The 12,229-nt window shown below is 67.9% G+C and carries 13 protein-coding genes and 1 tRNA gene; 8 read left to right on the top strand and 6 right to left on the bottom strand.

The genetic code is table 11. The features are described from left to right. Window positions 1-38: 38 nt before the first annotated feature. Together QCD68_RS01885 and QCD68_RS01880 are read left to right on the top strand one after the other, a co-directional pair. Window positions 39-512, top strand: coding sequence for a Clp protease N-terminal domain-containing protein (locus QCD68_RS01885; protein ID WP_301221804.1), 474 nt, complete (start codon window positions 39-41; stop codon window positions 510-512). Between the two features lie 152 nt (window positions 513-664). Further along, the gene (locus tag QCD68_RS01880; RefSeq protein WP_111075227.1) at window positions 665-3,184 is read left to right on the top strand and encodes an ATP-dependent Clp protease ATP-binding subunit; all 2,520 of its coding nucleotides are present in this window, start codon (window positions 665-667) and stop codon (window positions 3,182-3,184) included. 76 nt (window positions 3,185-3,260) lie between these two features. On the opposite strand, the gene QCD68_RS01875 is transcribed toward QCD68_RS01880, so the two are convergent. Beyond that, window positions 3,261-3,713, bottom strand: coding sequence for an SRPBCC family protein (locus QCD68_RS01875; protein WP_111075225.1), 453 nt, complete (start codon window positions 3,711-3,713; stop codon window positions 3,261-3,263). A 120-nt stretch (window positions 3,714-3,833) separates the two neighbouring features. Here QCD68_RS01875 and QCD68_RS01870 point away from each other — a divergent pair, with 120 nt between their 5' ends. Next, complete coding sequence (locus tag QCD68_RS01870) at window positions 3,834-4,376, top strand: amino-acid N-acetyltransferase (RefSeq protein ID WP_181439282.1); 543 nt, start codon at window positions 3,834-3,836, stop codon at window positions 4,374-4,376. 64 nt (window positions 4,377-4,440) lie between these two features. Next, a complete protein-coding gene (locus tag QCD68_RS01865; RefSeq protein ID WP_111075223.1) occupies window positions 4,441-5,136 on the top strand; it encodes a hypothetical protein in 696 nt (231 codons plus the stop codon). A gap of 113 nt (window positions 5,137-5,249) precedes the next feature. Here QCD68_RS01865 and cspE read toward each other — a convergent pair whose 3' ends face one another. Further along, window positions 5,250-5,456 (bottom strand): transcription antiterminator/RNA stability regulator CspE, encoded by a 207-nt coding sequence (gene cspE / locus QCD68_RS01860; RefSeq protein ID WP_065963953.1) that lies wholly within the window; start codon window positions 5,454-5,456, stop codon window positions 5,250-5,252. A 114-nt stretch (window positions 5,457-5,570) separates the two neighbouring features. Further along, entirely contained in the window at window positions 5,571-5,831 is a 261-nt protein-coding gene (locus QCD68_RS01855) for a hypothetical protein (protein ID WP_367316820.1), read from the bottom strand. A 359-nt stretch (window positions 5,832-6,190) separates the two neighbouring features. Here QCD68_RS01855 and QCD68_RS01850 point away from each other — a divergent pair, with 359 nt between their 5' ends. Together QCD68_RS01850 and QCD68_RS01845 are read left to right on the top strand one after the other, a co-directional pair. After that, entirely contained in the window at window positions 6,191-6,478 is a 288-nt protein-coding gene (locus tag QCD68_RS01850) for a hypothetical protein (protein WP_111045024.1), read from the top strand. 71 nt (window positions 6,479-6,549) lie between these two features. Continuing rightward, window positions 6,550-6,933 (top strand): SseB family protein, encoded by a 384-nt coding sequence (locus tag QCD68_RS01845; protein WP_111075220.1) that lies wholly within the window; start codon window positions 6,550-6,552, stop codon window positions 6,931-6,933. Between the two features lie 86 nt (window positions 6,934-7,019). On the opposite strand, the gene radA is transcribed toward QCD68_RS01845, so the two are convergent. Both radA and QCD68_RS01835 read right to left on the bottom strand, forming a co-directional pair. Continuing rightward, window positions 7,020-8,381: a DNA repair protein RadA gene (gene radA / locus QCD68_RS01840; RefSeq protein WP_204610204.1), complete on the bottom strand. Its 1,362-nt coding sequence runs from the start codon at window positions 8,379-8,381 to the stop codon at window positions 7,020-7,022. A gap of 9 nt (window positions 8,382-8,390) precedes the next feature. Next, on the bottom strand, window positions 8,391-9,359 hold the full coding sequence (locus QCD68_RS01835) for an SGNH/GDSL hydrolase family protein (RefSeq protein WP_290156229.1): 969 nt from the start codon (window positions 9,357-9,359) through the stop codon (window positions 8,391-8,393). A gap of 142 nt (window positions 9,360-9,501) precedes the next feature. On the opposite strand from QCD68_RS01835, the gene QCD68_RS01830 reads away from it, so the two are divergent. Then, window positions 9,502-9,591: transfer RNA gene (locus QCD68_RS01830), tRNA-Ser, on the top strand. 801 nt (window positions 9,592-10,392) lie between these two features. Here the strand turns inward: QCD68_RS01830 and QCD68_RS01825 are convergent. Then, window positions 10,393-11,748, bottom strand: a complete 1,356-nt coding sequence (locus QCD68_RS01825) for a glycoside hydrolase domain-containing protein (RefSeq protein WP_301221842.1) — start codon at window positions 11,746-11,748, stop codon at window positions 10,393-10,395. Between the two features lie 188 nt (window positions 11,749-11,936). Between QCD68_RS01825 and QCD68_RS01820 the strand changes: the two genes are divergently transcribed. Next, the gene (locus QCD68_RS01820) at window positions 11,937-12,152 is read left to right on the top strand and encodes an HNH endonuclease (protein WP_111075216.1); all 216 of its coding nucleotides are present in this window, start codon (window positions 11,937-11,939) and stop codon (window positions 12,150-12,152) included. Window positions 12,153-12,229 lie beyond the last annotated feature (77 nt).

Raw genomic sequence — 12,229 nt, 5'->3', positions numbered from 1 at the left:
CCCTTCCGTTTCGTACTCATATCTCGTATTCTGCATGGATGCAGACTGCCGTGCTCTCCGTCGCCGTGCCCGAAGTCCGACGCGGGCGGGAGATCGCCCTGCTGGCCGAGCACGAAGCCCGCGCCATCGGGTACGGCTTCGTCGACGCCGAGCACCTGCTCCTCGCCGCCGTCGCCCTGTGTACCGGCATGCCGCGGTTCGGCACGGTGCTGGCCGACCACGGGCTGTCCGTCGACGCCGTGCGCTGTGCCGCACGCGCGATCGTCGGGCCGCCGCCGGGCGACCGTCACGAGGACCGGATCAGTTGCACGCCCGCCGTGGCCCGGATCCTCGCGCACGCCGCCCAGATCGCCGGACCCCACGAGCGGGTCCGACCGCACCACGTCCTGCTCGCCGTCCTGGACGGTGTCGACGACCCGCTGCTCGGTGGTGCCCACGAGGTCCTCGAGGCGGTCGGAGCCGATCCGCGGCGCCTCCGTCGGGCGGTCCGCCGAGCCGGGCGACGGGCGTGACGATCCGCGCAGTGCGCCGGACGACCCGAGGTCACGCCCACGGCGAACAGGGGCAGCCCTGACGGGGAGCGCTGGTTAGTCTCGATGTACGTGACCGGACTCACACGAGTCCGGCTGTCGGCCCCCGTTCGTTCGGGGCCAAGGGAGAGCACATGTTCGAGAGATTCACCGACCGGGCCCGTCGTGTTGTCGTCCTCGCTCAAGAAGAAGCGAAGATGCTCAACCACAACTACATCGGTACGGAGCACATCCTCCTCGGCCTCATCCACGAGGGCGAGGGCGTCGCCGCCAAGGCGCTGGAGTCGCTCGGTATCTCCCTCGATGCCGTCCGCGAGCAGGTGCAGGACATCATCGGGCAGGGCCAGCAGCAGCCGACCGGGCACATCCCGTTCACGCCGCGCGCCAAGAAGGTCCTCGAGCTGTCCCTGCGCGAAGCGCTGCAGCTCGGCCACAACTACATCGGGACCGAGCACATCCTGCTCGGCCTCATCCGCGAGGGCGAGGGTGTCGCAGCCCAGGTCCTCGTGAAGCTCGGCGCCGACCTCAACCGGGTCCGCCAGCAGGTCATCCAGCTCCTGTCCGGCTACCAGGGCAAGGAAGCGGTCGCCGTCGGCGGCGAGCAGCAGCAGAACGCGCAGCAGGGTTCGCAGGTCCTCGACCAGTTCGGTCGGAACCTCACCCAGGCAGCGCGCGACGGCAAGCTCGACCCGGTCATCGGGCGCGAGAAGGAGATGGAGCGGGTCATGCAGATCCTCTCCCGTCGCTCCAAGAACAACCCCGTCCTGATCGGTGAGCCCGGCGTCGGCAAGACCGCCGTCGTCGAGGGCCTCGCCCAGGCGATCGTCAAGGGCGACGTGCCCGAGACGCTGAAGGACAAGCAGCTCTACTCCCTCGACCTCGGGTCGCTCATCGCCGGGTCCCGCTACCGCGGTGACTTCGAGGAGCGCCTCAAGAAGGTCACGAAGGAGATCCGTACCCGCGGCGACATCATCGTCTTCATCGACGAGATCCACACGCTCGTCGGTGCCGGCGCTGCCGAGGGCGCGATCGACGCGGCCTCGATCCTCAAGCCGCTCCTCGCCCGCGGTGAGCTCCAGACCATCGGTGCCACCACGCTCGACGAGTACCGCAAGCACTTCGAGAAGGACGCAGCCCTCGAGCGTCGCTTCCAGTCGGTGCAGGTCAACGAGCCGTCGCTGCCGCACACGATCAACATCCTCAAGGGCCTCCGCGACAAGTACGAGGCGTTCCACAAGGTGTCCATCACCGACGGGGCGATCGTCTCCGCGGCGAACCTGGCGGACCGCTACGTGCAGGACCGCTTCCTGCCCGACAAGGCCATCGACCTGATCGACGAGGCCGGCGCCCGCCTGCGTCTGTCGATCCTGTCGGCGCCGCCCGAGCTCCGCGAGTTCGACGAGAAGATCTCGACCGTTCGCGGGTCGAAGGAAGCCGCCATCGAGGAGCAGGACTTCGAGAAGGCCGCCAGCCTGCGCGACGAGGAGAAGAAGCTCCTCGGCGAGCGTCTCCGACTCGAGAAGCAGTGGCGTGCCGGTGACGTCGCCGCGTCCGGCACCGTCGACGAGGGCATCATCGCCGAGGTCCTGGCCCAGGCCACGGGCATCCCGGTGTTCAAGCTCACCGAAGAGGAGACCTCGCGTCTCGTCTTCATGGAGAAGGCGCTGCACCAGCGCGTCATCGGTCAGGAAGAGGCCATCTCGGCCCTCTCCAAGACCATCCGACGCACCCGTGCCGGCCTGAAGGACCCGAACCGTCCCTCCGGCTCGTTCATCTTCGCCGGCCCCACGGGCGTCGGGAAGACCGAGCTCGCCAAGGCCCTGGCCGAGTTCCTGTTCGACGACGAGGGCGCACTGATCTCCCTCGACATGTCGGAGTTCGGCGAGAAGCACACCGTCTCGCGTCTGTTCGGTGCCCCTCCCGGGTTCGTCGGGTTCGAAGAGGGCGGCCAGCTCACCGAGAAGGTGCGCCGCAAGCCGTTCTCCGTGGTCCTGTTCGACGAGATCGAGAAGGCCCACCCGGACATCTTCAACTCGCTGCTGCAGGTCCTCGAAGAGGGGCGTCTGACCGATGGTCAGGGCCGCGTGGTCGACTTCAAGAACACCGTCATCATCATGACCACGAACCTCGGTTCGCAGGGCATCGCGGGTGGCCCGGTGGGCTTCCAGGTCGAGGGCAACTCGGCCGTCGGCTACGACCGCATGCGCGGCAAGGTGAACGAGGAGCTGAAGAAGCACTTCAAGCCCGAGTTCCTGAACCGCGTCGACGACACGATCGTGTTCCCGCAGCTGTCGCAGCCCGAGCTGCTGCAGATCGTGGACCTGTTCGTGAAGCGTCTGGCCGACCGTCTGCTCGACCGCGACATGACCGTCGAGCTGTCGCTGCCGGCCAAGGAGCAGCTCATCAAGGTCGGGTTCGACCCGTCCCTCGGTGCTCGACCGCTGCGCCGCGCGATGCAGCACGAGGTCGAGGACCAGCTGTCCGAGCACATCCTGCAGGGTGAGCTCACCGCGGGCGACCACGTGAAGGTCGACTTCGTGGACGGTGCGTTCACCTTCGAGACCGGGCGTCAGCCGGGCCGCGAAGAGGTCCTCACCGGCGCTCCCTCGCTCGAGAAGGCGCCCGAGGCGCCCACCGGCGAGATCGAGGGCTAGTCAGCCAGCCACACCACAGACGGGAGGCCCGGTACCAGCTGGTACCGGGCCTCCCGTCTGTGTGCGGTCCGGCGGATCAGGCCTGGACGTCACCGCGCCAGCCGTCGGCCGTGGGGGCCGCCTCGACGCGCTCCTTGTAGTTCTGCAGGTCCTTCTTGACGGCGTGCCCGCCGACGCCCACCGCGGAGCCGAGCTTCTCGAGGAAGCCGGAAGGCTCCCAGTCGATCTGCACGGTGACACGGGTCTCCGCGTCAGCGAGCTTGTGGAAGGTGACCACGCCGGCGTGCTCGGTGTCGCCGTCCTTGACGGTCCACGCGACGCGCTCGTCCGGGTGCTGCTCGGTGATGAGGGCACGGAACGAACGCTCCTGGCCGGCGACCTTCACGGTCCAGTCGGTCGTGGTGTCGTCGACCTGGACGATCTTCTCGACCTCGTCGAGGAACGTGGGGAACTCCTCGAAGCGGGTCCACTGGTCGTAGGCGGCGCGGACGGGGACGCTGACGTCGACGGTCTCGATGATCTGGGGCATGGTTGCTCCTCCTGCTCGTCGTGCTGGTGTGTCTCGGACGGTAGGCCGGTGCGCCTGTGCAGTGTCCTGGCTGATGTCCCCCGTGACGCCGTGTGACGGCGGCGACGTAGGCTGGGGCGGATGACTGAGCACGGACGGCACGCCTTCTCGGAACGCGACGACCACGGGATCCTGGTGCGTCCGGCGCTGGCGTCCGACGTGCCGCACATCCAGCGGCTCATCGCCCCGTACGTCGACCGGCGGATCCTGCTCGGCAAGGAGAACGTCGTTCTGTACGGGTCGATCCAGCAGTTCCGGATCGCCGAAGGACCGGACGGGACGCCGATCGGCTGTGGCGCTCTCGCCGTGTTCTGGGACGACATCGCCGAGGTCCGGACCCTGGCACTCGACCAGGACTGGATCCACAAGCGCGTCGGGCACCGGATGCTCGAGGCACTCGAGCACGACGCCCGCGAACTCGGCGTCGCCCGCATCTTCTGCCTGACGTTCGAGGTCGACTTCTTCGCCAAGCACGGGTACCTCGAGATCGGGGAGACCGTCGTCCCGCCCGAGGTGTACGCCGAACTGGTGCGGTCGTCGGACGAAGGGGTCGCGGAGTTCCTGGACCTCGCCCGGGTCAAGCCGAACACCCTCGGCAACACCCGCATGCTGAAGATCCTCTGACGGGTTGCCCGGCCGCCCGGCGAGGGACCTCGGCCGGTCCCGCGCGGGTGTCTAGCCTGTGCGCATGTCGTCGTTCCGCCATCCCGTCGGCCCCGAGCGTCCGGGGACCTACTGGCGCCGCCGAGCCCTGGTGCTCGGGGTGGTCCTGCTCGTCGTGGTCGTCGTCGTGCTCATCGTCGTCGGCCGGGGCAACGGCGCTCCTGCGGCCGGTCCGACTCCCGGTGGTGGGGCGTCGTCGGCAGCTGCCGATGCCGGTGCTGGTTCGGGCTCGGGGTCTGCGAGCTCCGGCGCGTCGGGGTCTGCCTCGGGCGCGCCGTCGAGCTCACCCACACCGTCGGCCGCCGCACGCAAGGACGGCGCGGCCTGCGCCACGGACCAGATCGCACTGACGCCGGTCCTCGACAAGCGCGTCTACGCCGCTGGCGAGGACCCGAAGATCGCGATGTCGATCAAGAACACCGGGTCGAACTCCTGCCACATGGACCTCGGGTCCGCCCAACAGGTGCTGACCATCACGTCCGGCAAGGAGCAGTACTGGTCGTCGAAGGACTGCCAGACCGGCGGCACCGACCAGGACGTCACGCTGAAGGCCGGCCAGCAGCTCACCACGCCCGCCATCGCCTGGGACCGCACCCGGTCCTCCGCGACGACGTGCGACGCCGCACGCGCCTCGGTGACGGCTGGGGGCGCGAGCTACCACCTGCAGGTCGCGGTGGGGGAGATCACGTCGGCGGAGTCGGTGCAGTTCGTCCTGAGCTGAGGGTGCGCTGCCGTCGGGTGCGCATCCGTCGGTGGTGGCTGTCCGACCCCGGGAACGACGAAGCGCCGGGGCCGAGGATTGCTCCTCAGACCCGGCGCTCGCGAAGACCGGTGTTAGCCGATGACGGTGATGTTCTCCGCCTGCGGGCCCTTGCGGCCCTCGGTGATCTCGAATTCGACCTTCTGGTTCTCCTCGAGCGACTTGTAGCCGTTGCCACCGATCGCGGAGAAGTGGGCGAAGACGTCAGCGCTGCCGTCGTCCGGCGCAATGAAGCCGAAGCCCTTTTCGTTGTTGAACCACTTGACAGTCCCAGTTGCCATTTCGGCGTTCCTTACTTTCTTACGTGCGCGGCGAGAGAATTCCACCACCGCGGGTTTCGACGGCATGGCCGTCGAGCTTTGTGCGGCACCCGGCATCGAGCGGGGCGACGGAGATCAGAGGTTCAGCGCAATCGGAAGTGCACTCACCATCGGGCAGGTGAACGGGTCGCACGCTTCGAGATCGACCCGGTTGTGAAACCAGGCGACGATCCCGTAGGTGCGGAAGATTGGAGTCTTCGTGTACGGGACCCCGTGTTGTTCGCAATGCTCACACACGAGGGCCTTCGCACAACGCAGGATTGGCCACGCCATGCTCGGGAACAGGTGGAGTTCTGCCTGGTGGTCGAGACCGCCCAGCAGGTGGTCCACCCACACGCCACCAGCGATGCTACGCGAAGATCGGTCCTGACGCGAGAGCGAATCCGTCTCGACCTCCTCGACGACCGCCGGAATCCCCTCATCGGCGGGTGTGGATGAGCCTCCGGACGGGCCCCGCGCGGCCACCGTCCGGCCCGGGCGGAAGGCAGAACCGCTGCCCCAGAGGCATAGCGGCGACGGTGGAGCAGCCCGCGGAGGCCCTCGGCACCGACCGGATCGCACACGCGGTCACCCCTGGTGACGTTGTCTGGGACATCGCTCAGAGGTGCGCCCGCTGAGTGCGTCTACAGGACGACATGCGACTCCGGCACGGCGACCGCGGCGTAGCGTCACGGACATCGACGGAAGGCTGGGCCATGAAGTACCTCATCTACGGGGTCGCCTCGGTCATGACGAGCGACGAAGCGGCCTACGCCGTGCTCGACTACGCAACGGCACTGGCACAGTCCGGACTCGCTGACCGCGTGGACGTCCCCTCGGTCGACGACTACGGCATGGCCGCGACGTCGAGCTTCATCCTCGCCCCGGCGATCGGCGTCCTGGTGCAGTCCGCTCCGGACGACGAGCTCGGTCCGGAGACCACCCAGTTCGCCGCCGACCTCCGCATCCGCACCCACGCCGTCCAGGCCGGCCGGGTCCACTGACCGGCACCGTGCCTCCCGTCTCGTCACCTGACCGGAGCCGCACGCACGCGCGTGCTGCTTGACTAGGGGCGATGGCAGACAAGGAACAGCGCTTCCGGAGCGAGCAGCTCGAGGAAGCCCTCGCGAAGCAGGACGTCGCTGCAGTGGCCTACGCGCTGCGCAACGACATCGTGATCGTCCCGCGGCTCGTCACCGGGAAGAAGGACATGCAGGTCCGGGTGTTCGGCCGTGAGGGCTCGGACAAGCGCATCCTGCTGCTGTTCTCGTCGGCGGACGCGTACACGGCGATGGTGCCGGGCGAGAAGCTCCGGCAGGTGATGGTCTACGACGCCGCGCGGCTGGAGGAGTTCCTGGCTGCGCACCTGGACTCGCTCGAGGGTGTGTTCTTCGACATCGCCGGTCCGCACACCATGCAGTCGGAGCCGGCGGACCTGCTGGCGGCGCTGCGCGCCTGACCGGCGCTGACCTGTGCTGTCTGGTGCTGACCGGCACCGACCGGCCTGGAGGCTGTGTCCGGTTCTCCGGGGTGTCGGTGCCTCCGTCAGAAGGCGGCGTCGAGCTCGCGCTCTCGTGGTGACCTCGTCATCGAGAACGCGACCCGCAGCGCTTCGCGCAGGTGCTCGGCGTCGGCGCCGAGGACGGTCGTGAACCCCAGGCGTCCGGCTTCGTTGGCCCGCTGCTTCGCCCCGGTCGCCGCACGGATCTCCCCGGCCAGACTGATCTCCCCGATCGCGGCGAGGGTGTGCGGGTACGGCCGGTCTCGTGCGGCACTGGCGAGGGCGAGCACGATCGCCAGGTCGGCGCCCGGTTCGGTCAGCTTCATGCCGCCGACCGTCGACACGTAGACGTCGGCGTCGGACAGCTTGATGCCGGCACGGCGTTCCAGCACCGCGAGGAGCATCGCCACCCGCGACGCGTCGACCCCGTTGACGACCCGGCGCGGCTGCGGTGCCGAGCTCGGGACGACGAGAGCCTGGATCTCCACCGGTAGGGCTCGGCGGCCTTCCATCGCAACGGTGATGCAGGTGCCCGACACCGGGGCGCCGTTGCGGGACATGAACAGGCCGCTGGGGTCGGGGACCTCGTGGATGCCGTCGCCGGCCATGTCGAAGCAGCCGACTTCATCGGTGGGACCGAAGCGGTTCTTCAGGGCGCGGACGAAGCGGAGGGCGGTCTGCCGGTCGCCCTCGAAGTGACAGACGACGTCGACCAGGTGCTCGAGCAGGCGTGGGCCGGCGATGGTGCCGTCCTTCGTGACGTGTCCGACGATGAGGACCGGCAGTGCAGCCTGCTTGGCGACCCGGATCAGCGTCGAGGCGACCTCGCGCACCTGTGACGTGCCGCCCGCGATGCCGTCGACCGAGGCGGAGGAGATGGTCTGCACCGAGTCGGCGATGAGCAGGTCCGGCTGCACCTGCTCGATCTGGCCGAGGATGACGCCGAGGTCGACCTCGCTCGCCAGGTACAGGTCGTCGTGCATCGCCCCGGTGCGCTCGGCGCGGAGCCGGACCTGGTCGACCGACTCTTCGGCGCTGACGTAGAGGACCCGCTTGCCCATCGCGGCTGCCCGCGAGGCCACCTCGAGCAACAGGGTGGACTTGCCGACCCCGGGCTCACCGCTCAGCAGCACGGCCGCGCCGGGGACGATGCCGCCGCCGAGGACACGGTCGAACTCACCGATTCCGGTCTGCCAGCGCTGGAAAGAGCCGCTGCGGGCTTCGGTGATCGGACGGGCGATGCGGTTGCCGGTGACGGCGATCGATGCGGTGCCACGGGTGCTCGCCGTCGCAGCGGAGGCGTCCTCCACCGTTCCCCAGGACTGGCACTCACCGCAGCGGCCGACCCACTTGATGCTGGTCCAACCGCACTCGGAGCAGCGGTAGGACGACTGGGGGCGGGCCATGGGTCGAGGTTAGGCCGCTCCGCCGACATCGGTCGGCTCGCCGTCGTCGGTCCGACCGGGCAGCGGGAGCGACCCGGTGACGCGCTGGCGCAGGCGGTCGAGCGAGCTCGGGCGGTTCGCGGTGTCGATCGTCTCGGCACCCTCGGTGTCCTGCTCTGCCCGGGCGTGGGCGACGTCACCGGCCTGGCGTCCGAGGTCCTCGGCTTCCCGCGCAGAGAGGTAGCGCCGGATCGCGGCGACGGTGTCCACGCGGTTGTCGACCGCCGGCTCGAACGCGCTCGCCCAGATCTCGTACCCGCGGTCGTTCGGGTGGAAGAGGTCGCCGTACGTGTTGAAGAAGGTCCGCCGGATCCCGACGCGCTTCGTGATCTCGTGCAGCGGAGCCACGGTCAGCCCGAGTTCGGCGGCGACCCGGTGCACGATCTCGTTCGCGACGGCGACCTTGCGCTCGCGGTCCGGCACGAACATGCACGGCAGCTCGGCGACCACCGCGTGGGAGGGCACCGCGCCGTAGATCGCCCGGATGTTCCGCTCGAACTTGTCCGGGTGGAAGTCGGCGATGTCGTTCGCCCCGATCGACACCGTGCAGATGTCCGGCGTGAAGTGCTGCAGCTTCGGCAGCTGGTCCTTCTTCGCACCCCAGGTCGTCGATCCGGAGACGCTGAGGTTCACGACCCGCACGGTCATCCGCGAGCGGTGCCGAATCCGACGAGCGAGCAGCCCCACGTACCCACGCCCCGGAGCCGTCGCACCGACGCCCTGCGCGGCCGAGTCGCCGATCGCCACGTAGGTCAACTGCCCCTCGTGGTGCAGCCGCTCGCGCCACCAGTCGGCGTGCACCGGGAGCATGTCGACCACACGCTGCGACGCGGCCCGCTGGCCCCGTATCCCTGCCCGCGCGCCGAAGCCCGCTGCTCCGCTGACGACGGCGGCGCCGGCGAGGGAGGACAGCAGGGCGACGAGGGTGCGCGTTCTCATGCCGGAGACGGTACGCGCGGACCCTCGGATCGAGGTCACCAGCGTGGCGTTCTGTGGACGGAGCGCCGGACGTGCCCACCTGTGGAGGGGGAGGTGTGCTGGGTGTCGCCGGGGGCCTCCCGGATCGTGTAAACTCTCTCCCGGTACCGTGTCCGAGCGGCCGAAGGATCATGTCTCGAAAACATGTGTGGGGGCAACTCCACCGTGGGTTCAAATCCCACCGGTACCGCCACAGAAAACCCCCGTTTAAGCGGGGGTTTTCTTGCGTCCCATGCCTGCAACTCAGCTGGCCATCTCGCGGATAGCAAGGGCGAGCCACTGGCGAACGTTCCCGTCATGCCGGCAGGGAACGTCGAGTTGATGTGATGCGAGGACCGACAACGGCCCTTCCGCAGGACTGCGGGAGGGCCGTTCGCCGTTGAGGAGTGGTCGCCAGCACCCGAATCTCATAAGCGTTCGTAGACCCAAACCAGCACGTGACCGCCTCTCGTTCCCGCGAAGACAGACCGATTGCCGGCCGTGCCGCCGACGATGCGCGTTGCTCCCCGGTTCGTCAACTCGGATGCCTCGGAGTCCGACGCTGGACGGGCTGCGTCCGCCCCCGCGAGTGAAAGCCAGTCGGACGGAGACGATCCCGGCGGGAAGTCGAGCACCGCTTGCACAGCCGCGTGAGCGCCGATTTGAGTGGACGGGTTCGCCTCGGCCGCAAGGAGGTCAACGCCGGGCGGGATGCTCCGCCCGAAGTGCTGCGCGATCGTTGCCGAGGGAACGTCCTTGCACGGCCATGGCAGGTGGTATCCGCACTGCCCGAACTGTTGACTACTCGGGCTCGCGATGGCGTGTGCACCGTCAGCGACGGTCTCGCCCAATCGGCGGACGCCGAGAGCGAAGAGGAGGATGAGGACAGCAAGAAGGGCTGCCACGAGCACGCCCGGCAAGACAGACTGCCAGCGTGCGCTCACGTGATGACGGAACGGCATCACCCGAGTCTCCTCGCTTGATGCCGTCCCGTCATCGATCTTAGGGCTGGGTTTTACTCCTTCGAGAGAAACGATGAGAAAACATCAGCGAAGGCTTTCGCAAAACGCTGAGCCTGCGCCTGCGTAAGCTTCGAATAGCTGCCCAGGAACTTTGCAATAAGCAGTTCGCGGAACCCAACCAGAACTGCGTTGGACGTGTCGAGCATCGCGGATTCAGCCACCTGCTGCAGTACCGTCGGGGTACCCCCGAAGCGCAGCTGGTAAGCAGCCGCGAATCGATGTGATGCGTCGCTCGAGTAATAGTCGCGGAACAAGTCACTCGTGCGCGACGCCGGTGCAGATCGAATTCGTGCTCCGAGAACAAGGGCATCGATGTCCTCAAAAAAGTCATCGGTCTTGAAGTTCCGAGAGTCGGGCGTTCCAATTTGGGACACTGCCCAGTCGTAGGGGTCCCCCACAGAGCCGGTCTCCTTCTGCCACTGGCCGACGATGGAGTAGAGGTCGCCAGCCCACCCTCCGCCGTCGCCGATATTCGGCGTCAGGTGCTCTTCAATGCCAAACTTGCGCGCTGAGTCGGTCGATGCGGCGAGGTGCTGCGGATCCAGCTTCGCACCAAAATGACTTGGCTCAATGAAGGAGTCGATTCTTCCCACGCCCTGGTTCGAGGCGAATTCGATCCACTGCACATCGCTGACTCCAGCAACCAAATCCCATTCAAGCGCTTTCACCACGCCACCGTCGTTGCCGCCGACGGAGTCTCCGGCTCCGTAGCTCGGGAATCGCATGTACTGCAGCACCAGCTGACCTGTGGGCAAATCCAGGCTGCCCTGGCCGGACGCCACCCACTCTTCTGCGAGGGCTTGAATGGCATCGAGCCACGCAAAAAAGGGTGCCAACGGCCCGCTTGGCTGTGGAGCCGAGCTGACACCGACGTCCCGCCCCGAGGCGACGTTCTTGTCGACCTCGACGGCCCCGCTCCCAGAGCCGACGGTGAGTGTCTGGATCTGGTTGAACGCCCAGTTCGACGGCAGCGCGAAGCCGAGGTTCCCAGCGAAGCCTGTTGAGAGACCGGCGATGAAGCTAGCGCGGCCCAGGCCGGCAGCACTAATCAGGGAGCACACGTGGCGGGCACCGTAGATGCCAACCGCGTACTTCCCACCAAGCTGGGCCATCCGCTGCGCGATGCCCCGGAAGTACGGGATGACAGTCGCGTTGGTCTGGTCGTCCGTGACATCGACGTCGACCGCGAAGTAGATGATTGTGCCGGCGGGGATGCCGAACCCGTTCGCAGCATCGTAGGCACGCTGGGCGTCCTTGGCACCCTGCGCTGCGGAGAACCACGACGCCTCGTACCCACCTTCCTCGAAGATGGGGAACAGGCGCAGCTCCGCGTTGAAAATCGTCTGCAGCTCGCCGGGCTTGCCGGCGCCGGCGCCCGCGCCTCGGTCCGTTCCGGGATCGGGGGAGACCTCATCCCAGGCAGGTACCGCGACCGCGACGCGCTCCGGCTGGCTTCGGCGGCTGTTCGGGCGCGGCTCAGAAAGCGACCGGCGATGACGTACACACCGCGAGACCTGTTCTTGAGCGGGACGGCTGGGTGTGCCAGATCTGCGAGATCCCGCTCGACCGCCAAGCGCCGCCGTTCGACGATCGCGCGCCGGCGGTCGACCACATCGTTCGCGTGACCGACGGTGGGGGCGACGAACTCGACAACCTCCGCGCGACGCACCGGTGGTGCAATCTGCGGCGCGAGCACTTCCTCTTCGGCGAGGATGACCTCGTTGCGGAGGCCGCGCGAGCGCGCTTCGCGTGACTCGCCCAACCGGAGCTTGTCGATGAACACGACGCCCCGATCAACCCGGGCTTCTCTGAGCCAAAGGAATGAAGAAG

It is taken from the genome of Curtobacterium sp. PsM8, assembly GCF_030433875.1.
Lineage (GTDB): Bacteria > Actinomycetota > Actinomycetes > Actinomycetales > Microbacteriaceae > Curtobacterium.
Note: the sequence above shows the minus strand (reverse complement) of the source record. Positions and strands in the feature narration are given on the sequence as shown.